The sequence below is a fragment of the Mucilaginibacter sp. 3215 genome, from assembly GCF_050433785.1.
Classification (GTDB): Bacteria; Bacteroidota; Bacteroidia; order Sphingobacteriales; family Sphingobacteriaceae; genus Mucilaginibacter.
In genome coordinates, this window is the sequence record NZ_JBNPWO010000011.1 from 89,583 (window position 1) to 114,094 (window position 24,512).

Annotated in this window: 16 protein-coding genes; 12 read left to right on the forward strand and 4 right to left on the reverse strand. The window is 44.8% G+C overall.

The window, feature by feature from the left end; genetic code table 11:
- Positions 1-35 precede the first annotated feature (35 nt).
- The 10 genes from ABIC84_RS17980 (at position 36) to ABIC84_RS18025 (ending at position 16,904) form a co-directional block, all read left to right on the forward strand.
- Positions 36-3,260, forward strand: a complete 3,225-nt coding sequence (locus ABIC84_RS17980) for a SusC/RagA family TonB-linked outer membrane protein (RefSeq protein WP_429264421.1) — start codon at positions 36-38, stop codon at positions 3,258-3,260.
- Between the two features lie 24 nt (positions 3,261-3,284).
- Positions 3,285-5,225 carry a RagB/SusD family nutrient uptake outer membrane protein gene (locus ABIC84_RS17985; RefSeq protein ID WP_429264422.1) on the forward strand — a complete coding sequence of 647 codons (1,941 nt, stop codon included), beginning with the start codon at positions 3,285-3,287 and terminating at the stop codon, positions 5,223-5,225.
- A gap of 20 nt (positions 5,226-5,245) precedes the next feature.
- On the forward strand, positions 5,246-5,944 hold the full coding sequence (locus ABIC84_RS17990) for a DUF3823 domain-containing protein (RefSeq protein WP_429264423.1): 699 nt from the start codon (positions 5,246-5,248) through the stop codon (positions 5,942-5,944).
- A 92-nt stretch (positions 5,945-6,036) separates the two neighbouring features.
- Positions 6,037-7,878 carry a glycoside hydrolase family 2 protein gene (locus ABIC84_RS17995; protein ID WP_429264424.1) on the forward strand — a complete coding sequence of 614 codons (1,842 nt, stop codon included), beginning with the start codon at positions 6,037-6,039 and terminating at the stop codon, positions 7,876-7,878.
- A gap of 12 nt (positions 7,879-7,890) precedes the next feature.
- A complete protein-coding gene (locus ABIC84_RS18000; RefSeq protein ID WP_426581653.1) occupies positions 7,891-9,963 on the forward strand; it encodes a beta-L-arabinofuranosidase domain-containing protein in 2,073 nt (690 codons plus the stop codon).
- A gap of 14 nt (positions 9,964-9,977) precedes the next feature.
- Positions 9,978-11,003 (forward strand): family 43 glycosylhydrolase, encoded by a 1,026-nt coding sequence (locus tag ABIC84_RS18005; RefSeq protein WP_429264425.1) that lies wholly within the window; start codon positions 9,978-9,980, stop codon positions 11,001-11,003.
- Between the two features lie 34 nt (positions 11,004-11,037).
- Positions 11,038-12,177, forward strand: coding sequence for a sialidase family protein (locus ABIC84_RS18010; protein ID WP_429264426.1), 1,140 nt, complete (start codon positions 11,038-11,040; stop codon positions 12,175-12,177).
- Between the two features lie 230 nt (positions 12,178-12,407).
- Entirely contained in the window at positions 12,408-13,478 is a 1,071-nt protein-coding gene (locus ABIC84_RS18015) for a cellulase family glycosylhydrolase (RefSeq protein ID WP_429264427.1), read from the forward strand.
- A gap of 315 nt (positions 13,479-13,793) precedes the next feature.
- Positions 13,794-14,804, forward strand: coding sequence for a glycoside hydrolase family 43 protein (locus ABIC84_RS18020; protein WP_429264428.1), 1,011 nt, complete (start codon positions 13,794-13,796; stop codon positions 14,802-14,804).
- A gap of 9 nt (positions 14,805-14,813) precedes the next feature.
- A complete protein-coding gene (locus tag ABIC84_RS18025; RefSeq protein WP_429264429.1) occupies positions 14,814-16,904 on the forward strand; it encodes a hypothetical protein in 2,091 nt (696 codons plus the stop codon).
- 384 nt (positions 16,905-17,288) lie between these two features.
- Here ABIC84_RS18025 and ABIC84_RS18030 read toward each other — a convergent pair whose 3' ends face one another.
- Entirely contained in the window at positions 17,289-18,095 is an 807-nt protein-coding gene (locus ABIC84_RS18030; protein ID WP_429264430.1) for a phytanoyl-CoA dioxygenase family protein, read from the reverse strand.
- A gap of 263 nt (positions 18,096-18,358) precedes the next feature.
- Complete coding sequence (locus tag ABIC84_RS18035; protein WP_429264431.1) at positions 18,359-19,138, reverse strand: SDR family NAD(P)-dependent oxidoreductase; 780 nt, start codon at positions 19,136-19,138, stop codon at positions 18,359-18,361.
- A gap of 226 nt (positions 19,139-19,364) precedes the next feature.
- On the opposite strand from ABIC84_RS18035, the gene ABIC84_RS18040 reads away from it, so the two are divergent.
- Entirely contained in the window at positions 19,365-20,528 is a 1,164-nt protein-coding gene (locus ABIC84_RS18040) for a hypothetical protein (protein WP_429264432.1), read from the forward strand.
- A 3-nt stretch (positions 20,529-20,531) separates the two neighbouring features.
- Here the strand turns inward: ABIC84_RS18040 and ABIC84_RS18045 are convergent, their stop codons facing one another.
- Positions 20,532-21,560 (reverse strand): S66 peptidase family protein, encoded by a 1,029-nt coding sequence (locus tag ABIC84_RS18045; RefSeq protein WP_429264433.1) that lies wholly within the window; start codon positions 21,558-21,560, stop codon positions 20,532-20,534.
- A 153-nt stretch (positions 21,561-21,713) separates the two neighbouring features.
- Here ABIC84_RS18045 and ABIC84_RS18050 point away from each other — a divergent pair, with 153 nt between their 5' ends.
- Complete coding sequence (locus tag ABIC84_RS18050) at positions 21,714-22,985, forward strand: formylglycine-generating enzyme family protein (protein ID WP_429264434.1); 1,272 nt, start codon at positions 21,714-21,716, stop codon at positions 22,983-22,985.
- A 560-nt stretch (positions 22,986-23,545) separates the two neighbouring features.
- On the opposite strand, the gene ABIC84_RS18055 is transcribed toward ABIC84_RS18050, so the two are convergent.
- Positions 23,546-24,277, reverse strand: a complete 732-nt coding sequence (locus ABIC84_RS18055; RefSeq protein ID WP_090534090.1) for a GntR family transcriptional regulator — start codon at positions 24,275-24,277, stop codon at positions 23,546-23,548.
- Positions 24,278-24,512: the final 235 nt, after the last annotated feature.

The window sequence follows — 24,512 nt, forward strand, 5'->3', positions numbered from 1 at the left end:
TTAAAATCAAAACTTAACCAATTAATAGATCATTTATGAGAAAATTTTTACTACTCAGGCATGGGGGGAACCCTCATGTGCAGTGGCCACCCAGTAAGTGGGGCCCCAAAGTAACGCTAATCGCTTTTTTCATCATGACCGGTTTCCTTTTTTCGTTTAGCGCATCCGCGCAAAATAAAATTAAGGTAACAGGCAACGTGGTTGACACCACCGGCCAGGTACTTACCGGCGTAGCCGTACGGGTACAGGGCACACAGGGGGGCACCACAACCGATGCACAAGGCAATTTCAGCATTAACGTACCAAGTGCAAACAGCACTTTGGTTTTTACTTACATCGGTTTTACTACACTCGAATTACCATTAAACGGCCAAACAGCCGTAAAAGTGCGTTTGCGTGCCACAAACTCGGCTTTGCAGGAGGTGGTTGTTACCGGTTACGGTACGCAAAAGAAGGCATCTATCACAGGTGCCATCTCAACTGTTACCAGTAAAGACCTCGACCGCGTACATGCCGGTTCAACTGTAAGTACAGGTTTGGCAGGTAAAATTCCGGGTGTAACTTTCAGGATGTCTGAAGGCAGGCCTGGTGCCAGCGCCAGCATCCAGATCCGTAACATGGGTACACCTTTATATGTAATTGACGGGATCCAGCAGGATGAAGGCCAGTTTAACAACCTTGCCCCTAACGATGTAGAGAGTATCTCGGTACTAAAAGACGCATCGGCAGCTATTTACGGTGTACGTGCGGCTAACGGTGTTGTTGTGGTAACTACAAAAAAAGGTGCAGGCGATGCCCGCATCAATATTGATGCTTACACCGGTTATCAAAACTGGTACAGGTTCCCTAATGTGTTAACCAATTCATATGATTACATGCGTTACCGCGCTGATGCCGAGGTTAACAGCAATGGCTCAACCAGCATTACCCAGGCCGAGCTTGATAAGTATAAAGCCGGCACCGAAAAAGGTTATCAAAGCTTTAACTGGCGCGATTATGTTTTGAAGGCCAATAACAACGCCCCGCAAAACTCGGTAAATGCCAATTTTACCGGCGGTAACGACAGGGTTAACTATTATGTTTCGGCAACTAACCTTTATCAAAATTCGCAGTTGGGTAAAGAGTATAAATTTAACCGTTCAAATATCCAGTCGAACGTTTCGGTTAAAGTGGCCAACGGTTTAAAAGTAAGCCTGGACATTAACGGGCGTATCGAAACCCGCGAAAACCCTGGTGTACCGGGTGGCGATGATTACTTCCTTGCCCGTTTTGCCGTATTAAGAAATACGCCGCTTGAGCGTCCTTATGCTAATGATAATCCCGCATACCTCAATGATATCGGTCATACTGAGTCAAACTATGCCTTCCTGAATAAAAAGCTTTCAGGACTTTATCACAGTGATTGGCGAGTACTTCAAAGTAACTTTGGCGTTGAGTATCAAATACCGGGAGTAAAAGGATTGAATGTGAGAGGTTTGTACTCTTATTATATTGCTGATTATTTGCTTAATAACCAGGAGTACACGTACAATGCGTATACCTACAGGCCCGCTACCGATACTTATGATGTAACCGGCGGCAGCACCAACCCATGGCGCGAACGTGAGCAGCGTAAAGAGTTTGCCAAAACTTACCAATGGCAAATTAACTATAACAACAGTTTTGGTAAACATACCATTGGCGCTACGTTTGTTTCCGAACGTATTGAGTTAAAACATTTACGTAACTGGATCCATGCTTCGCCAATTTCAAATAACCTGCCATTGATCTACTTCCCAACAGCCGATCAATACCAGGATAGTGATAATACCGAAACCCGCATAGGTTACATTGGCCGTGTAAACTATAACTATGACAACCGCTATTATTTAGAAGCATCGGCAAGGCGGGATGCATCATACCTGTTTGCCCCTGATAAACGTGTGGGTTATTTCCCTGGTGTATCTGCCGGCTGGCGTATCACACAGGAAGGTTTCATGAAAAAACTATTAGGCGAAAACAGTATCCTGAATGATTTGAAATTCCGTGGTTCATATGGTGTGTTAGGCGATGACCGTGACCCGGGAAATTCAGCCAACCCTATCGTGGCTCCATACGCTTACTTGCCGGGTTACAACTACAATCAGGGTACTTATATTTTTGATGGCAACGCAGTTATCACTTCAAGGGATAAGGGGATCCCTGTAACCCGTATCTCATGGCTGAAAAGTAAAATTACCGATGTTGCTGCCGATTTCAGCTTGTTTAACAGTTCACTGAATGGTACTATCGATTATTTCTATCGTAAACGTACGGGCTTGTTAGGTACTAAAAATGATGTTGTGGTACCTATTGAAATAGGTTACTCTCTGCCGCAGGAAAACGCGAGCAGCGATTCGCAACGCGGTTTTGAGATTTCGCTTAACTATAACGGTAAAATTGGCAAAGCAAGCTATAATATAGGCGGTAACTTTGGCTACACCCGCCAAAAAAACCTGCAAAGCTATAACCCGCTATTCTTTAACTCATGGGATCAATATCGCAACTCGACCGAAAACAGGTACTCGCATATCGACTGGGGCTACCAGGTTATTGGCCAGTTTACGTCGCAGGAGCAGATCAACAACTATACTGTTAACAACGATGGCAAAGGTAACCGTACCTTATTGCCGGGCGACCTGATGTATAAAGATCAGAATGGTGATGGTAAAATTGACCAGTATGACGAGCGCCCTATAGGTTTCGGTTATGGTACACAGCCTAATATCAACTTTGGCTTTACAGTTGGTGCTGCTTATAAAGGCTTTGATTTCCATGCTGATTTTTCAGGTGGTGCAGGTTATACCTGGTTCCAGAATTATGAAACCCGCTGGGCGTTCCAGAACAATGGTAACCTGAACTCAATATTTGAAGACAGGTGGCACCGCCAGGATATGTTTGATTTAAACAGTCCGTGGGTACCGGGTAAATATCCTGCAAATAGGGTGAACCCAGGTTTTGGTCATAGCGATTACGAGCTAAACGGCCAGCGTAACTCAACTTTTTGGTTGCATAGTGTAAGGTATTTAAGGGCCAGGACTTTAGAACTGGGCTATTCATTGCCGACTGATATGCTTAAGAAAGTGAAGATCAGGAGAGCGAGATTTTATGTTAACGCGTACAACATGTTTTCATTTGATAACCTGAAACAGTATGGCGTTGACCCGGAAACTACCGATGATAATGGTTTACAGTTTCCGCAAAGTAAGGTACTCAACTTCGGCGTTAATTTAACCTTTTAATTAATTCCTAAAGTTTAAAAGCAAATGAAAAAGATTTCAATTATAACAATGCTGGCAATCTCGGTAGTAGCGGGATCGTGCAGAAAAGATAGTTCATTTTTAGATGTGCCGCCTAAACAGGTGCTGCCAACAGATCTGGCATTTTCAGACCCTGCCCTGGTACTTTCAATCCTTGGCGATCTTTATGACAGGCAACGCGATTTCTCAAGTTTAGATGGTTATCCCTCAAGAGAATATCCTCAGTCACCAAATGGTGACAGGGAGCCGGGATGGCGCACATTCGCTGATTTCAGCGAGGCTTTCCCTTCAGAAAATGGCAGCAGCTTCCTTGTGCAACGTACAGGCTGGGGCTACGGCGAATGGGCAATATGGGATTATGGTTACATTCGCGACCTGAACCTTTTTATACAACGTGCAACCGCGGCCACCAAACTTACCGAAGGTGATAAAGCGCGTTTTATTGCTGAGGCCCGTTTTTTACGTGCTAACTATTATTTTGAAATGGTTAAACGTATGGGTGGCGTTCCGTTAATTACCGATCCGTTGGCTTATGATTACTCCGGTAACGTTACCCCGCTTCAAAGGCCGCGTGCTAAAGAATCAGAAGTATATGATTTTATTATCAGCGAAGCAGAGGCTATTAAATCAATACTCCCGGCAGATGTTAACCAAAAATCAAGGGCAACTAAAGCGGCAGCATTAGCCATGGAAGCAAGGGCTGCACTATATGCAGGTTCAATTGCAAAATATGGCGCCACTACGCCCCAGGTATCATTACCGGGGAATGAAGTTGGTATCCCTTCAACCTTATCAAACGGTTACTATACCAAAGCACTGGCTGCTGCCCAGGAAATTATTAACGGTTCGGCAGGCAGCTACCAGTTATACAAAGTACTTCCTGACCTGAGCGATAACTTCGCTGCTATTTTCCTTGATAAAAGCAGTGTAAACCAGGAAGCTATATTTGTTGAGGACTTTAAAGCCAACGGCGGTAAAGTACACGGGTTTACCACTAATGATCAGCCGTTCTCAATATCCGACGAAGGTTTGGACGCAGGTCGTTTAAATCCGTCGTTGAACCTGGTTGAGGCTTTTGAAAAGCTGGATAACACCTATGCGCCAATTGCAACAAAAGATGGTGCAGGCAACCCGATATACTACGCTAACCAGCTTGATGCATTTGCCGGCCGGGATGCAAGGCTTGCTGGTACCGTGCTTTTACCAAACGGCTTATTTAAAGGTAAACGGACCGAAGTTTATGCAGGTTACCAGCTTGGTGATGGTACTGTGATCAGCAGCGGCGACGCTACGATAACACAAGACGTACCGGGATTAGGTAAAACACAGGTAGTGGGCAAGGACGGACCGGTTAACGGCCTCGAGTTCCGTACACAAACCGGTTTTTATGTACGTAAATATCTCGATCCAACTGTTGGTTCAGGCCGTCGTGGCCGCGGAAGCGACGTTAACTTTATCCGTTATCGTTATGCCGAAGTGTTGTTGAATGCTGCGGAGGCCGCCTTTGAACTTGGCCAAACAGGTACCGCACTTGGTTATATTAACCAGGTAAGGTCACGTGCAGGCTTAACCACTCCTTTGGCTTTACTTACTTTTGACAGGATAGTACATGAGCGCAGGGTTGAGCTTGCATTTGAAGGCCACACTTTGTATGATATGAAACGCTGGAGACTTGCAACCAAAGTTTGGGATGGGAACCAGATGTCAGTTGCCGACCTGGTTAGCAACATCGGCAGCGCTACCAAGCATAATACACAGCCTTTTGGTTTATGGCCATACAAATACTACAATCCGGGTAACGCCAATAATGGTAAGTGGATCTTTAAGGAGGTGAAACCAAGTGCGGTTACGGGCGCCAATAAATTCCAGGCAGGTAACTATTATTCGCAAATTGGTGATGATATTTTATCTGCAAACCCTAAAATTGTAAAGCAACCAAATCAATAGGTATTAATAAATTAACCATCATGAAAATAAAATTTCATCATATCATATTAGGGCTCTTACTTGCTACCATGGGTTGCAAGAAGGACAACTATGAAGCGCCCGCATCAAAGCTCACCGGCCGCCTCACATATAAAGGCCAGGCTATAAATGTTGAATATAACCAGGTGCCTTTTGAGCTTTATCAGCCGGGCTTCGGTAAAAATGCACCTATCAGAGGTACTTTTCAGCAGGATGGCAGCTATTCGTCACTGTTGTTCAATGGTAATTACAAATTCACTATTCCCGCAAACCAGGGGCCTTTTATGTGGAAGGAAGTAAGTGCCGGGAAAAGGGATACAATAGCGGTTACCATTAGCGGCAGCCAAACTATGGATGTTGAGGTAACGCCTTATTATCTTATTAATAATGCCAAAATAACAGCTGCCAATAAAATAGTTAACGCGGTGTTTGATCTGCAGAAAGTTATAACTGATGCCAATGCTAAAGATATAGGCTCGGTGGTGTTATATATCAATAAAACCCAGTTTGTATCGGGCAGTGATAATATTGCTGCTACTGAAGTTGCCGGTTCTGCTATAACAAGCATGAATGGTATCAGCATCAATGTAAATATCCCTACTATCACGCCTACGCAAAATTATGTGTTTGCCCGTGTAGGGCTTAGGGTTGCCGGCGTGGAAGATATGATCTTCTCGCCTGTGGTAAAAGTTACTTACTAAGTTTTATAATCAGGCCCCGCTGTATAGCGGGGCCTTTTTTTCCTATGCAATAATTTAAATTAATATAATAACTCATCTCTACTTTTTAACTGATGAAGAAACTATCGCTTTGCCTGTCTCTTTTTATTACTACTTATCTATCTGCCAATGCACAGCAAGGCGAATGGCATTTGATAAAAGACAGGATCACTACCCCATGGGCCGAAAAGGTTGACCCTAAGGCACCGCTACCCGAATATCCGCGCCCGCAAATGGTACGCGGCAACTGGCAAAACCTCAATGGTTTATGGAACTATGCCATAGTGCTTAAAGCAACCACAGGGCCTGCCAAATATGAAGGAAAGATATTGGTGCCTTTCGCGGTTGAATCTGCCCTGTCGGGAGTGGGTAAAACGGTTGGTAAGGATAGCATGTTGTGGTATAAAACAACCATCAGCTTAAATAAAACATTAAAAGGTAAAGATGTACTGCTGCATTTTGGTGCGGTTGACTGGCGTACCGAAGTTTTTGTAAACGGTAAAAGTGCCGGTATCCATGAAGGCGGCTTTGATCCTTTTACATTTAACATTACCCCTTATTTAAAAGGCGGTTCAAAACAGGAAATTACCGTAAGCGTGTGGGACCCGACAGATGATGGTCCGCAGCCGCGTGGTAAACAAGTAAAAAAGCCCGAGAGTATCTGGTATACTCCTGTTACTGGCATCTGGCAAACTGTTTGGCTGGAAGGCGTTGCTAAAACGCACATTGAAGCCACCAAACAAACCCCTAACATTGACGCTCACACACTATCGGTTTCGGCCGAAGTTACCAATAGCCAGCCGGGTGATAAGCTGAAGATCAGCGCCTGGAACGGCAAAACCCTCGTATCCGAAAAAACAATTGACGCCGGCGAAACCGCCGTGCTGGATATCAAAGATCAGCACTTATGGTCAACTACCGATCCGTTTTTGTATGACCTGAAAGTTGCCGTTATCCGCAATAACAAAGCTGTTGATGAGGTAGGCAGCTACTTTGCCATGCGCAAAATTTCGCTTGGAGCTGATGCCAACGGCATTCAGCGCATGTTGCTGAACAACAAATTTGTGTTTCAATACGGTCCTCTTGATCAGGGTTGGTGGCCCGATGGCTTATATACTCCGCCAACTTACGAAGCCATGAGCTTCGATATCGATAAGCTTAAGGAAATGGGCTTTAACATGATCCGTAAGCACATTAAGGTTGAACCTGCCCGTTACTATGCTTATTGCGATAAAACAGGTATGTTGCTATGGCAGGATATGCCGAGCGGCGATTTAGGCAACCATTGGGAAAACCGCCCGGGTGTGCTTGACCGTGCTACCGATCAGCAGCGTACCCCTGAGTCTGAGGGTTACTACCGTAAAGAGTGGAACGCCATTATGAACTCATTATACAACTACCCATGTATTGTGGTATGGACTCCGTTTAACGAAGCATGGGGCCAGTTTAAAACTGTTGAAATTACCGAGTGGACAATGAAAAAAGATCCGTCACGTTTGGTGAACAGTGCCAGCGGTGGCAACTTCTACGATACCGGTAACATTGTCGATTTGCACAACTACCCGCACCCGGCTATGCCACGCCCGGAGATCTTCGGTAAAACTAAAGCGGTTGTTTTAGGCGAGTTTGGTGGTTTGGGCTGGCCGGTTGACGGACATACCTGGCAGGCTAATAAAAACTGGGGCTACCAAAACTTCAAAAACGGCGACGACTTGTTTAAAAGATATTCAACCTTTACCGATAGGCTGGAAGAATTGATTAAAGTTGGCCTTTCGGCAGCTGTATATACCCAAACAACAGATGTGGAGGGCGAAGTGAACGGCTTCATGACTTATGACCGTAAGGTTATTAAAATGCCTGTTGAATTGTTACAAAAAGCCAATAGCAAATTGTATGATCCTGCCCTGGTGAAATAATATCTTTACGTAATGACTATAAAAAACAGTATAAAATTAATACGCAGGGAAGTTTGTCTTTCCGTGGCGATGATCTGTGCCGGCTTTGCAACTGTGAATGCGCAAGGTGTGAAAGCAACGACGGTTACAACGGTTGATAACAAAGGCGCAAATGCTTTTTATGTAAACAACCGTGCCCCTTTGCAAAGACAATACTTTACCAAATTGCCTACAGGTAGCATTGAAGCCGGCGGCTGGCTCAAAAAAATGATGGAGCTGCAGCGCGACGGCTTAACAGGTAACCTGGGCGAGATCAGCGTATGGCTTTCAAAAACCAACAATGCCTGGCTTAATAAAGAGGGCAAAGGCGAATATGGTTGGGAAGAACTTCCCTACTGGCTAAAAGGTTATGCCGATATAGCCTACACGTTGAAGGATAAAAAGATGATTGCCGAAACTAAATTTTGGATTGATGCCGTGTTGAACAACCAGCGCGATAACGGCGATTTTGGTCCGGCGGTTGAACATAACGGCAACCGTGACCTTTGGACTAACATGCCTATGCTTTGGTGCCTGCAATCCTATTACGAATACACCAAAGATCCCCGTGTTATCCCTTTCATGACCAAATACTTTAAGTATGAATTAGCTACGCCTGATAACAAGTTTTTAGAGGATTACTGGGAAAACAGCCGCGGCGGGGATAATATGCTGAGTGTTTATTGGCTGTATAACCGCACCGGCGATAAATTTTTGCTTGACTTAGCTACCAAACTTGACAAAAACACTGCCGACTGGCGCCAGGCTAATAACCTTCCCAACTGGCACAATGTTAACGTAGCGCAGTGTTTCCGTGAGCCGGCAACTTATTACCTGCAAAGTCATGATAAAAAAGATCTGGATGCTACATACAATGATTTTAAACTGATTCGTGACATCTATGGCCAGGTTCCAGGCGGTATGTTCGGTGCTGATGAAAACGCCCGTAAGGGTTATGATGATCCGCGCCAGGCAGTAGAAACCTGTGGTTTGGTAGAGCAAATGACATCCGACCAGATGTTATTGGGCAATACCGGCGACCGTTTCTGGGCAGAGAATTGCGAGGACGTAGCTTTCAATACTTTCCCGGCTGCCTTTATGCCCGATTATCGTGCTTTGCGCTATTTAACTGCACCTAACATGGTGGTGAGTGATGGTAAAAACCACCATCCGGGTATTGCCAATGAAGGGCCGTTTTTAATGATGAACCCTTTCGGCAGCCGTTGCTGCCAGCATAACCACGCTGCTGGTTGGGTATATTATGCCGAAAACAGCTGGATGGCTACCCCTGATAACGGCATAGCTGCCCTGCTTTACACCGAAGGTAAGGTGAACGCGAAGGTCGGTAACGGAACTACGGTAAGCATCGCAGAAACAAGCCACTATCCTTTCCAGGATCAGATCAACTTTACAGTTACTACCCCAAAAGCAGTTGATTTCCCGCTTTACCTGCGCATCCCGGAATGGTGCAAAGGCGCATCGGTAAAAGTTAATGGCGTAGCTGTAGATGTAAATACCTCAACCGGCGATTATATCCGCTTAGCTAAAAGCTGGAAAAATGGCGATAAGATAACGCTTCAGTTGCCAATGCAGCTCAAGGTGAAGGAATGGGCTAAAAACAAAAACAGTGTAAGTATTAGCTATGGCCCGCTTACCTATTCGTTGAAAATTGAAGAGCAATATACCAAGGGTGATAACTTGAAAGATGCACAGGGCGATTCGCACTGGCAACCCGGTGCCGATCCTCAAAAATGGCCATCTTACAATATCTACGCTGCATCGCCATGGAATTATGGTTTACTGATAGATGAGCAACATCCCGAAAAATCAATAGAGGTTGTTCACCGTTCATGGCCAAAAGATAATAATCCGTTCACCAATACCAACGCGCCGATAGAGCTGAAAGCAAAGGGAAAACAACTCCCCGGTTGGAAGATAGATGAAACAGGTTTATGCGGGGTATTGCCGCAAAGTCCGGTTAAAACAGCGGAACCCGCTAAAGAACTAACATTGGTACCTATGGGCGGAGCAAGATTAAGGATCTCGGCTTTCCCGGTTGCTGAATAATGAAAAATGCATCCATGATAAAAGGAATACTATGCTGTTTAATGATGATGGCTGGTTTTGCCGCCCTGGCACAGGATGCTGCGGTTAAAAATCAGCCGCCATCACCGCTGTACCGCGACCCGATTTACGATGGCGCTGCCGATCCTGTTTTGGTTTATAACAAAGTCGAAAAAGAGTGGACAATGTTATATACCCAGCGCCGGGCCAACGTACAATCGCCGGGAGTGGCATTTTGTTATGGTACTGCCATCGGTGTTGCTACCTCGAAAGATCATGGGCACAGCTGGGTTTACCGGGGAGCGTTAAACCTGGAGCATGAGCGCGGGCAAAACACCTTTTGGGCACCCGATGTAGTTTTTGACAAAGGCGTTTACCACATGTTTGTAGTATACATTCAGGGTGCACACAGCCAGTGGGGAGGCGATTCGCACCTGGTGCATTATACCAGTAAAAACCTATGGGATTGGAAATATGAGGGGCCGCTGAACTTGCCCGATCATAACATCATAGACCCAACACTCATGAAGCTGCCCGATGGCAAATGGCACATGTGGTACAAGGATCAAAAGCTTGGCAGCATCACCATGACTGCCGAAAGTAATGATCTGGTAAACTGGAAAGCTGATGATAAACCTGCTATTGAAGGCCGCGCACACGAAGGCCCAAAGATCTTCCGGTTTAAAGATTATTACTGGATGATCACCGATGAGTGGCAAGGTCAACGTGTCTACAGATCAAAAGATGCCAAAACCTGGGAGCATCAGGGTTTGGTGCTGGATAAGCCCGGTCGTCGGCCGGAAGACACACCGACAGGTGCCCATGCCGATGTGGTAGTAAGTGAAGGCCATGCCTATATCATTTACTTTACCCATCCGGGTCGTAAAAAGCATTTTGAAGATGGCGGACTTGATGCCGATGGGGCTTACAGTTACACAACCAAGCGCACGTCCATCCACGCTGCCGAACTGGAGTTTAACGGTGAAACATTGGTTTGTGACAGGGATAAGCCATTTAGTTTTTGGCTGGCAGACGTCGAATAAAATATCGACAGAAATAAAAAGAATATAATTGGTTATGCGGCAGATATTCATTTGGTTAATGGGTGTGTTTGCCCCGGTGATGGTTCTGGGGCAACACAATGCCGTTAACAACAAAACCATTGCCTGGGATCAAACCACCTTAAAACAGGTGGGGAGCAAAAACGGCAATTACGCCCGCATGATACAGCTGAGTAATGGCAACCTTTTTTGCGTTTATGAAAGCGCCGGGGGCATTGAGTGTATTACAAGCAGCGATCTTGGCAAAAGCTGGTACCAACCTGTAATAATTGCCAAACCGCTACCGGGTGTAAATATGGCGGTGCCTGAAATATTAGAATTAAAAGATCACTCGTTACTGGCATCATACAACCCGCGCCCGCATAAGGTAAACGGCGGTTGGGATACCACCAAACACTTTGCTATCTGCACCAAAAAAAGCTACGATAAAGGCAAAACATGGATGGACGAACGCCTGATTTACGAAGCCCGTTACAATTTTGACGATGGCTGCTGGGAGCCATCGCAGATTCAATTGCCATCGGGCGAGATCCAGTTGTTCTTTTCAAACGAAGGCGTTTACATCAAATCAAATGAGCAGAATATTTCCATATTCCGATCGAAGGATAACGGCTTAAGCTGGACGACGCAGCCTCAAATTGTATCTTTCAGGCCCGGCCACCGGGATGGCATGCCGGTACCAATCCTCCTGAAAGGAAAAAAAGAGATCGCGTTTTCGATAGAGGATAACGCCGGCGCAACTTTTAAGCCATCAATTATTCGCAGCGGTATTGGTCAAAACTGGCAAAGAACGGTTGGCCCCGATGATGCCGAACGTACATACGCGCTCACACCCAAATTGCAGGATACGGTTTATGCAGGCGCGCCCTATTTAAGGCAGCTGCACAGTGGCGAAACTGTGCTATCATACCAAAGTACCCAAAACCGTAACCATAACTGGGAACAATCCTGTATGCAGGTAGCTTTGGGTAACAGCGATGCTAAGGATTTTGTAAGTGTGCCAACGCCATTTAATATTCCGCTTAATAAACACGGGCTTTGGAATGCGTTGTGTGTGCTTAATGATGATACCATCATAGCACTAACATCAACCAATGCCTTTGGAAAGGGGACGGAAATTTGGATGATAAAAGGGAGGGTGGTAAAGAAGAAGTAAATTAAACAAATCTTCGCCGCCGCTCGGCTCCAGCCGGGTGGCAGTTATTAAGCGGCCTCTGGCCGCCGAAGTTGGAGTAGCAGGCCAGAGGCCTTGGGATAATTGCCACTCGGCTGGAGCCGAGCGGCGGCGTGGTTGACAAGTAAGTGTCGACACTTACCTAAATACAGTTTAAGCGAGGACGCTTGAACTCACAAACAATACAGAATTAAACTATTAAACACTTATAAATGCAAACAAAATTAAAAGTATTGGCGCTTGCTTTGGCAATGCCATTGGGGATGAGGGTAATGGCGCAGCAAAAGGCGCCGGCACAGGTATGGTCGCAGGAGAAGGCAAAAACCTGGTACGCGCAGCAGCAATGGCTGGTAGGTGCCGATTTTATTCCAAGCACGGCCATCAATCAGTTGGAGATGTGGCAGGCCGATACCTTCGATCCAAAAACAATAGATAGAGAATTAGGCTATGCGCAGGGTATTGGTATGAATGTAATGCGTGTATTCCTGCACCATTTAGCCTGGGAGCAGGATCATGAAGGTTTCAAAAAACGCATGGACGAATACCTTGCCATTTCAAGTAAACACGGCGTAAAAACCATGTTTGTGTTTTTTGACGACTGCTGGAACAAAGTGCCTAAAGTGGGTAAACAGCCTGAACCAAAACCTGGTATTCACAATTCAGGCTGGATGCAGGACCCGGGTCAGCCGGCATCTGATAACGCGGCGAATTCGCCGGTTCTTGAAAAATACGTGAAGGATGTTTTGAAACGTTTTGCCAATGACAAACGCATTTTACTTTGGGATTTATACAATGAACCGGGCAACTCGGATAAAGGCAACAAAACCTTGCCCTTACTGAAAAGTGTGTTCAAATGGGCAAGGCAGGTAAATCCAAGCCAGCCGGTAAGCGCCGGTGTTTGGCGCTGGGATCTGGAAGATCTGAACAAATTCCAGATAGCTAACTCGGATATTATTACTTATCATGATTACACGCCTGAAGCTGAACACCTGAAAACAGTACAGTTTCTGAAAATGAACGGTCGCCCATTAATTTGTACCGAGTACATGGCCCGTCCACGTAACAGTCTGTTCGGTACGGTATTGCCAATGCTTAAAAAAGAAAACGTAGGCGCTATAAACTGGGGCTTTGTAAGCGGTAAAACCAATACCATTTACGCCTGGGATACCCCAATGCCTGATGGTAAAGAACCTAAGCTGTGGTTCCACGATATTTTCCGTAAGGATGGTACTGCCTACATCCCGGAAGAAACAAACCTGATCAAGAAACTAACCGGACGATAGTCTGTTTGATGTCGGCAAAGCGTTGAGATCCAATAAAAATGCGTCATTGCGAGGTACGAAGCAATCCCCGATAGGCAGATCCGCCCTGTACAGTTTGGGATTGCTTCGTACCTCGCAATGACGCTTCTTTGATTGCCTGCTGGATAAAATTATCTGTGGCCGCCTTCAATGTATTAAACCAAGTATACCTATGAAGAAGTTTTACCGCCCATCAGGGTCTCTCGCAGAGGACCCTGATGTTTGCGCGCAGGCGATAAAAGACTTACGTTTTTAAAATTGGTAAGTCTTGTTCCAAATTATAAACCAATTACACCTATGAAGAAGTTTTTTAGTTACCTGATGCTGGGCCTGTTCGGCACTATAACCGCCTGTCGCAGCCATGCACAGCAAGTTGAGCCAACTAAACAGCCAGCGCCTTATAATGGTCTTATTCATGTTGTGCTTGACAGGGATTTCCCCGATCCCACGGTGATCAGTTATAATGGTAAGTATTACGCTTATGCAACCCAATCGCCGGGAGGTGGTGGAAAGATGATCAATATCCAGGTGGCCTGGTCAACTGATCATGAACATTGGACTTACGCGGGTGATGCTTTGCCACAAAAACCTTCATGGGCTTCCAATACGCAAAACTTTTGGGCGCCGGATGTTTTCTTCGATGCCAAACTCAATAAATTTGTGATGTTCTTTTCAGCCGATCCAAACGAGTTGACCGGCAAATGGATGGGCATTGCTTATGCAGATAACCCGCTTGGCCCGTTTACCGACCGGGGCATCCCTTTTATGAAAGGCCCAAGTTTTCACTGTATAGATCCTAAAGCTTTTGTTGACCCTAAAACCGGGAAGCATTTTCTTTACTGGGGATCGGATTTTCAGCCACTGCGGGTACAGGAGCTGAAAGATGACTGGTCGGGCTTTAAAGAGGGTTCACAGCCAACAGTTGTTGTTGAGCCGGGCAAGGATAAAAGCTACAGCAACCTGGTTGAAGGCTCATGGCTTGATTATGATAACGGTACGTATTACCTGTATTACTCGGGTGATAACTGTTGTGGTATCGGGGCCAATTACGCTGTGATGATAGCCAAAGCTGATAACCCACTCGGTCCGTTTGTAAGATTGGGAGAAAGCAATCAAACACTTAATAGCGCCATTTTAATAAAAGACGCGGTTTATACAGCCCCCGGCCACAATTCTATTTTCACCGATGAAAAGGGGAACAAATTCATAGCCTATCATGCCATCGAAGTAGCACATAAGGAAAAAGGCAGGGTAATGTGTATTAGTCCTGTTAAGTATCAAAACGGCTGGCCGGTGGTAACTAAATAACAAAACAACATGGCTCATCAATTAAAACATCTTGTTCTTTGCGGATTGCTGTCGCTCATTTTTTTTAATGCAGGGGCGCAGGTATCAGGTAATAAAAACTTTAAACCGGCAGCCGGCGTAAGTGTAATGGCAAATACCGCAAACGTAACGGTAACCTGGCCGGCAGGGATTAACAGCAAGGCTAAACTTGTTTTAAATTTAAAAAATGGCGAACCGCTATTTACCAGCGTACAATTAGGTAAAGGAGGAATTTATAAGCCGGTAATTGAAAATGTTGATCCGCAGTTTATCCTTACAGAAGGTAAGCGTGACCTCATCTCTCAAAACGGCTGGAATATCTTTTTTGATAAAGTACCGCTGAAACCTCACCATTCATACAAAATAGATTTTCATAAAAAGGGCATCAGCGTAAGCAACAAAGGCTCGCGCACTATAATTACATTGCCCGGATTAGAAGCTCCCAATTTTAAAGGCGACCTGGAGATAACCCTCTATAACGGCCAGCCCATGTTTAATGTGGCCGCGGTGGTATCTACACAAATTGACTCGACAGCTATTTTGTATGATGCCGGTTTGGTAGCGAAAATTCAACCCGTTAAAACAGTAAGTTACAGTGATGTTTATGAACACCTGCAAAATGATAAGGTTAACCAGGCAGATACCGCCAAAAATCTTGCTGTAAAATACCGTGCTATTATTGGCAACAATGATAAAGGCAGCATAGCGGTGTTCCCCGCGCCGCACCAGTATTTTTATCCTTTGGATGAAGCCTTCAACCTTAAATTTGTTTGGCACGGTAATAATTACCGCAACCTGCTTCCGGGTTTTGGCCTTGGCATCCGGCAGGAATTGCAGGGTGATAAACGTTTTGTGCCCTGGTTTAATGCCCCTCCGGAAACCAAACAACGGCTTAACTTTTTTTGTCTGTTAGGAACTGACGGCGCAGACGCATTGCTGACGAATGTTAAGCAATTTACCCATGATGACAGCTACAAGCCGCTTCCCGGCTATAAAACCATGGCAAGCCATTTTCATAATGAGTTTATCATGAGTGTTGTACTGGCGGGTAAGCCTGTGCCTGATAGCCCATCGTTTGTAAAAGTATTAAAGCGTCAAGGCATCAACATAGTTCATTTGGCTGAGTTTCATTACACAGCGCACCCTAAAGGACCGGACGAGCAGCGCCTTAAAGAATTAAAAGCGCTGTTTGATCAGTGTAACCGCTTGTCTGATTCTAATTTTTTACTGCTGCCCGGCGAGGAGCCTAATGAGTTTTTCGGCGGGCATTGGCTGGCATTTTTCCCTAAGCCGGTTTACTGGATCATGTCGCGCAAAGCGGGTACGCCTTTTGAAAGTACCGATGCCGAACATGGCAAAGTTTACCATATTGGTGATAAAGCCGATATGCTGAACCTGCTTAAAGCGGAAAATGGTTTGGCCTGGACAGCGCATGCCCGTACAAAGGGATCAACCGGTTTCCCGGATGCTTATAAGAAGGAAGATTTTTACCTGTCCGACAGGTTTTTAGGAGCCGCCTGGAAAGCATTACCGGCTGATCTGTCGGAGCCTCGTTTGGGCAAACGCATTTTCGACCTGATGGATGATATGAACAATTGGGGGCTAAAAAAGAAAGTACTCTCTGAAGCCGACCTGTTCACTATTGAGCCTGAAAACGAAATGTACGCGCACCTCAATGTAAACTACCTGAAACTTGCCAAACAGCCGCAATATAAAAATGGCTGGCAACCTGTACTCGATGTACTGGAGCAGGGAAAATTCTTTTCCACTACCGGCGAAGTTTTGATAGAAGATTTTACCGTAAACGGTCATTCGTCCGGCGAAACCATCGCCCTCCCTGCCAATGGTAAATGTACCATCAATTTTAAAACCAGTTGGACATTCCCGCTCAATTTTGCCGAAATCATTTCAGGAGATGGGAAGCGGGTTTATCGTGAGCGCATCGATCTTACATCAACCCAGGCCTTCGGCACAAAAACATTTAGTAAAGTGTTAAACATGAAAGGCCGCAAATGGGCACGATTGGAAGTTTGGGATGCCGCCGTTGATGGTGCTTATACGCAGACGGTTTGGTTGAAGTAAAAACCCCGCCGCTCGGCTCCAGTCGAGTGGCAACTATAAAAACGGCCTCTGGCTGGCCGCCGCCGTTGTTTGTGTTGTCACCAACAACTCTGCGCTATGCAATTATAGCGTTACATTAGCAAATAAGCATTTCGTGATTATAAGAGCAATAACGCATGAAAAGTTGTTGGTGACAACACAAACAACGGCATAGTTTAAATAGCGTGAACACTTATAAAATTACGGTTCAGGTAATATTCAGACCTGAACCGTTCTTCTTAAATATTTCGGTGTGTATTTTACAGGGATTTTAACCAGTGCCCGCTCTGTGAAAAAGCTTTTCAGGGCTGCCACTTTCCCGGTGCGGATGAGATAACTGATGAATAAGGCAATTAACATAAATTTTTACTTAACAATAGTTGCAAAACGTTGATAAAAGGCGGTAGGGCTGTCGGCATGCTTGGGCTCATATTTGCCTGCAATAATGGGGATATAGATTACCCTGCGGCGGCTTGCTTCACCAATTACGGTTGACTGGGCTACGCGGTGCCACAAGCGGCCGTCATGTATGGTCAGGTCGCCGGCTGTGGGGATAATAGCTACCTCATTTTCGTCGGTATCATGATCAAGGAAATACTTTTTACGGAAAAGCATCTGGTAAAGGTTTTGCTTATGTGTACCGGGAAGGATGCGTAAACCGCCGTTCTCGGGTTTCAGCGTGCTGAGATGGATGCCGACATTCAACATTGGGTTTAACTTTTGCCCGTGAAAAATATCGCGCAGGCCATCGGTATGCCAGCCCATTTTGGTAAAGCTACTTTCGGGGCCATTTACATAGTGGTTAAAAACCATGCCGTCCTTTTCTTCAGTTCCTAAACGCGAGCCTTCGCCTATGAGGTTAAGCAGTACCTCGAAACGCGGATCTTTGGTGAATTCATTTAACAGGTTATGGTGCTGATTAATAAAAGCAAAACGCTGCACAATAGGCGACCCGTCAAGATCTTTGCCGTATTTAATAGGTACGCCATTCACCTTCTCAGTTTTGTTGCTGATCCAGGCATTTTCAACCTGTTTTGATGCATTGATGATGTCGGTAACTGTTTCGGGCTTAATAAAGTTTTTAAAATGAATAAAGCCGTGATGATTAAAAAAAGCCTGCTGTTCGGACGTAATTGTTGAGCCTAATGTGAATTTTTGATATGACGCTGCCATGTGGTGGAAAAGATATTATTGTACCGGGAAATGAATTTGTAAACGCTGGGTACCGCCTGGGCGGTGGAAGAAAGGAGCGGATCCTTTAATGGGAAATTAACAACAACAGCTGCACATGACCCTTGTTATCAAGGGCATTCGCATTGGAGATGCAAATATTATGTTGTGCGCATTATTCAATGTATATTAAATCTATCTTTTTAGTAGATTAGTACAAATGTAAACAAATTGTTAATCATACCAAATATTTCTGAAAATATTTCTTAATGCTTGTAAAGCCCGGCGGTTACGCGTTCAATCAGGCTTTTAGGACTGTATGTTGCCGCTGCGGCCGACAGTTTATTTAAAAATCCGGGGACTATTTCGGCCTTTTTATTGAACATTCCTTTTATGCCGATAGCCGCAACCTCATCTGCTGTCATGTTAAATTTGGCTGCCAGTTCGGCCAGGGCATCCATTCCCGCGCTGTGGGCAAAGCCCGTATCTGTAGGGCCAGGGCAAAGGCAGCTTACTGATACCGGCATATCCTTAAGCTCATATCTTAAAGCCCGGCTAAAGGATAAAACAAATGCTTTCGTGGCTGCATATACAGCCAGCGTTGGTACCGCCTGGTAAGCCGCGGTGCTGGCTACATTGAGGATAAAAGCCCGCTGCTGCAATTTTAAAAGCGGGATAAAATGATAGGAGAGCTCGGTAAGCGCATTCATATTGACCTGCATCATCCGGGTTTGTGCGCTCAGATCCAGCTCATCGAAATTTCCCCATGCACCATGCCCCGCGTTATTTATTAATATCGATACTGGTACATTTAAGTTTTTAGCCCAGTCAAAGACCCGGAGGGCCGCACCTGCGCCCGAAAGATCAATCGCGAGATAACCAGTCTTAACATGCAAGTTGGCTTTTATTTGGGCGGATACGGCAATGAGGTCATTCTCCGACCGGGAAACCAGCAGTAGGTTATATCCTTTTTGAGCCAGCAATATAGCCATTGACCGCCCAATGCCTTTACCTGCTCCCGTAATTAAAGCGTACTGAACCATCATTTTTATAAGTATATCTGCACTGCAAGTTTAAATAAAAATAATCTACTAAACTTGTAGACTATTTAAAATGTTATTACGTTTGTGTTGATATGAAAACTATACTGTCCCGTTTTCGTTTTTTAAGCTACAACCAGCAAGGTTATTGTTGTTGCCGGTAAATCGTAACCGCTCCCCTATTCCTTATTATATCTGTAACACAACAATTATCACAAGCTTAAAATTGATCATGACCGCTTATCGTACAAAATATTTATTCAGCGCCTTTGTAGTCATTGGTTCTATGTTATCTGTACTTCCTGCATCGGCCCAACTCTCGGCTTCGATAAGGTATAAGCTCAACCTGCGGCCCGATACATCTGCCCATAGTATAATTGATGATAGTTATTCGTCCAAACTGCTTGCGGGGGTATCAAACAAACCAGTTATTGATAAAGCCGACGCCGCTTTTGAGACGGATCTGGAAAGTGAACTGGACACCCATGCCGGCCGTAAAAAGGTGTTGAACTATTTAAAAGAGCTATCGGTCAACAATACCGGCGAAAGTAATTATAACCAGGCGAAAGTTAAATCATATTATAAGCTTGCCAATGTATTTGCCAGGCTGCATTTATACCCTTTGGCCATGAAGTGCTTTTTTAAAGCGATGGTATCTAAAAAAGCGGGAGGTGATCTTGCACCTGCTGCTCCGGATTCTCTTATTTCTGATACAACCGGCCGGCAGTTACATTTAAACAGCGGCCTGTTGGCCATTAACGCGAGTGACGATTCGATATTTGTAAACACCCCGGTTCAGCTGAAAGATAAAAAAGAAAAGAAGAGCAAATCGATCACTTATAACCGCATCCTGAACACATTTGACGATGGCAAAAAAGCGGCTGCTTACGCGCTGTTATTTCATGTAAAACAACCAAAACCGGGTAAACCGACTGTATTTGTACGAGCTAACACCGGTCATACTTTTATCACCCTCATCAAGTACAACACCGATTCAAGCTCGGTTTCTGTTTCTTTCGGATTTTATCCTAAAAAGGACAATATATTTTCAGCCACTCCATGGGAGCCGGAAACCTCGGGCACTTTCAAAAACGATGAGGCGCACAAGTGGGATGAAGTAATGGGCAAGTTTATAACCGAACGCCGGTTTAAAAGGATCCTGAAGCTCACCCGATTATACGATGGGTTGGAGTATCACCTGTCAAAAAATAACTGTACCGATTTTGCTTTACAGGCAGCTTCCTATGCCGGATTTGGGGTTACCAACTCAAAAGGCTCATGGCCGCTGGGCCAGGGGAACAATCCCGGAACAACCGGGCAAAGCATAATAGCAGGCGGTATTTATGATAATGATAAAGCCGATCTGTTTATTGATTTTGATGAAAATCTGAAATAAAGGTTAAACAGATTTAAGCACACTTCCTTCCGTCCCAACCTCAAGTGTATGCCTTACACCGCATTTAAGGGCGAAATTATTTTTCTGATGGCCCACCGGGAAATCAAAGCAAACAGGATAAATATAATCCTTTACTTTTTCGATAACGATATCATAAATGGTATGGCCAAATTCTTCGCCTTCAATATCGGGCGTTAGTTGAAAGCCTCCTATAATTAGCCCGGCCAGATGCGAAAGTTTACCGCATTGCTTTAGGTTCCAGAACATGCGGTCGATATTGTAAAGGCGTTCATGGGTATCTTCAACAAATAAGATTTTTCCATTCGTATCAAGGTCAGACGGCGTACCCGAAAGCGTCGCGATCAGGCTCAGGTTACCGCCAACCAACGTGGCTTCGGCTTTGCCGAGGCGGTTTTGGGGGCAAGCAGGTGACGAATAATTAAGACTTTCGCCGGTAAGCGCCTGCCTTATGGATTGAATAGTGGCTATCTGCATAGCATCGGCGTTTGCCCAGTCATCAGGAAAACTATTGCACATTTTTGAATGCAGGGTTGCGATACCAAAATTCCGGTTGATATGGCAATGCAGGGCAGTAATGTCGCTGAAGCCGATAATCCATTTAGGATTTTTCTTAAACTGTTTGAAATTGAGTCGGTCAATGATCCTCACCAATCCGTAACCCCCTCTTGCACACATAATGGCTTTAATCTCGGGGTTATCCAGCATCTGCTGCAGGTCTGTCACGCGTTCTTCATCTGTTCCTCCGTATATAAAATCCTTTTTGCCGGTGTTATTGCCAAGCTCTACCTTAAAGCCCCAGGTTTGCATAAGTTGTACAGCCGGCATAAGGTCAACCAGGCTCATATATGCCGATGGACTAATAATGCCTATGGTATCTCCAGGTTGTAAATAGGGAGGGATTTTGTGATGAGCTTTAGCATAAGGATTGGGGGGCGTAACCGACCACGCCCCTGAGGTTGATAATGCGGCGCCGGCAGTGACTAAGGATGAGATGAAGCGTTTACGGTTCATTTTATACCTGCTGCATTTTGATACAACAGGGTTTATAAAAGTATAAAAAAGGGGTAATAAGTGATGAATACCCGGCAGGTAAAATTCATTATCCTATAATCTTTACATAACCCCTCGCCTGCTTTTACCTAAAGATCAGTAAATTTGAATTTGATGAAGATAAAGCATATCCCATTTACCGGACTTAAATTATTTACAGGGTTAGCCCTAATGCTATTATCTCTCGTTTTCCAGGCTTGCCACACCTCCGGCGATAAAAATGAAACTGATACCGCAACTTCAAGGCCTGTAACAAATGCATCATCTGCCGGATTTAAAATAAAAGCAGCTATTTCCTGTACAAAAAACGGAATGATCAGGGAAGACAGTATTTTATACATGCACCAGGGCGGGGAGGCATTTAAACCTACAATAGTTAACGATAACGGTACACCAGCCGATAAAGCAGATCATGATATGGCATGGATTCCTGGTGGTACCTTTAGCATGGGTGGGGTTAATCCAAGGGGTATGACCGATGGCGGTATGGAAGCCATGGACGATGCCAGGCCTGTTCACCGGGTTTTTGTTGATGGTTTTTACATGGATAAAACCGAGGTAACCAATAACCAGTTTGCCAAATTTGTAAAAGCTACCGGCTATATAACCGTGGCTGAACAAAAACCTACCGAGGCTGAATTTCCGGGTGTACCGGCCGAAAAACTGGTTGCCGGATCGGTGGTTTTTACCCCTCCGCACCAGAAAGTACAGTTAGATGATATTTCGCAATGGTGGTCGTACCAAAACGGGGCCGACTGGAAACACCCGCTTGGACCGGGTTCTGACTTGATAGGTAAAGAAAATTACCCGGTAGTACAGGTAGCCTGGGAAGATGCTGCTGCCTATGCCAAATGGGCCGGAAAACGACTGCCCACAGAGGCCGAATGGGAGTTTGCTGCAAGAGGAGGTAAAGCCAGTGAACTATATCCCTGGGGCAACCAGTTAAAACAGAACGGACGCTGGATGGCCAACACATTCCAGGGATCTTTTCCTGATCATGATAATGCCGAAGATGGTGAAACCGGCCTGGGGCGGGTAAAAAAATACCCGGCGAATGCTTACGGTTTGTATGATATGGCCGGCAACGCATGGGAATGGTGTGCTGACTGGTACCGAAATGATTATTATAATAGTTTTAATCCTAATATGGTTGCGCGCAATCCTAAAGGGCCTTCTGATTCTTCAGATCCGCAGGAGCCGGGGCAAAAAAAGAAGGTTCAAAGAGGCGGCTCATTTTTATGTACCGACCAGTACTGCACCCGCTATATGGTAGGCTCAAGAGGTAAAGGCGAATATCGCTCGGCAACAAACCACGTTGGCTTTAGATGTGTAAAGGATGTTAAGCATGGTAATAATACGACACAGGACACCCAAAAAGCACTTTAATATTTTTCGTGATATTTATATATAAGAATTTATCGGGAACAATGGGTAACAAGTTCAAAAGCTTTCTGCTTTAAATATTCCGCCTTCCGCTTCAAAAAGGGCATAAAAAAAAGAAGCACTCCTGATGGGCAGGAATGCGTTCTAACCAATTATAAACCTAAATTATGAGAAGAGATGTAAACCCGGAGTCGAACCGGTGGCGCTGCCTGTCAGCCATTCACATGATGTTACAAATATACGTGTAATCTTTACATTTATTGTCATCTTAATATGAAAATTTTATTTTTATTGGTATATTTTTATAGATAACGATTGGTTTATAGATAATTGGCAATGAACTAATGAACATAGTCGTTAACTTAAAAGGTGGGGGATTGCGAGATTCCCTCTTAAGTTTAACTTAACCCATAAAATACTGAGACCATTTGAGTGGCAAAGCGCACGGTTTTGTCCCTCTGGGGCAATGGAAAGCTGGAGGCGCTAATATGCTACAAACCTTTGCACCTCTGGTGCAGCTTGTCAATTCTTAATTTAACGGTATCGGGTATAGCGCTTTATAATCAGGTCCTGCGGCTTTCCACAGTGTATACGAAGCTTTCGGCTTTGTAATAGCCGAGGTTATACTCCATGGGGCGCTCGCCCTGGTCGTAAACAAATCTTTTTCTGAACAATACGGGGCTGCCGGTTTCAATTTCAAGCTTGGCGGCAATAAACTTATTAGCTTCCAGCGCACTGATCTCTTCTTTTGACAGGTTTGCTATCGTAGAATATTCGTCCTCCAGCATTTCATAAAGCGGGCGTTTAAAATCTTCTTCGCCGGTAAGGCCTATGCGCGGGTGAAAATAAGAGATGAAATAAACAAAAGGATTGTCGCTGCTGCCCCGTAGCCGCTCCATTTTTACAATTTTTTTCTCTGTACTGATATCGAAAAAGCTGGCAGTGCTTTCATCAGGAAATACCCAGCTTACATGCAGCTCATAATTTTTTACGGTAATACCTCTCGCTTTCATTTCCTGCGAAAAACTGAGCCAGTTCATTGATTTTGAACTGATCCTGGAGTTGGCAACTTTAGTACCAAAACCCTTTTTGCGGATCAACAGTTCTTCATAAACCAGTTTATTAATAGCCTGGCGCAGTGTTGTGCGGGATATAGCCAACTTTTTTGCCAGTTCTACCTCGTTAGGCAATAATTTACCCGCCTGGTAAACCGGATCTTTGATCAGTTCGCGAAGCAATTGCTCGGCCTGTATATGGAGTGGAATAGGGCTTTTATGGTCGATGGCTAATTTCATAGTGGCTTTTACTAACCTTAATGAGGATATAAGTACAGGTAAAGATAGTAAAAGGTTAATTATGTATTTACATGGTTTAAGCGAGTGTTTTTAATTTGCCAAACAGGATATTTATAGATTGTATGGAACGTTAATGATTCAATGACTTATTCTATTTCTACCAACCTAACTATACAGCAGTTATTGGTATCGATTATTTACTTTCAGATCTTCATAGCTTAAATGTTCATACAAA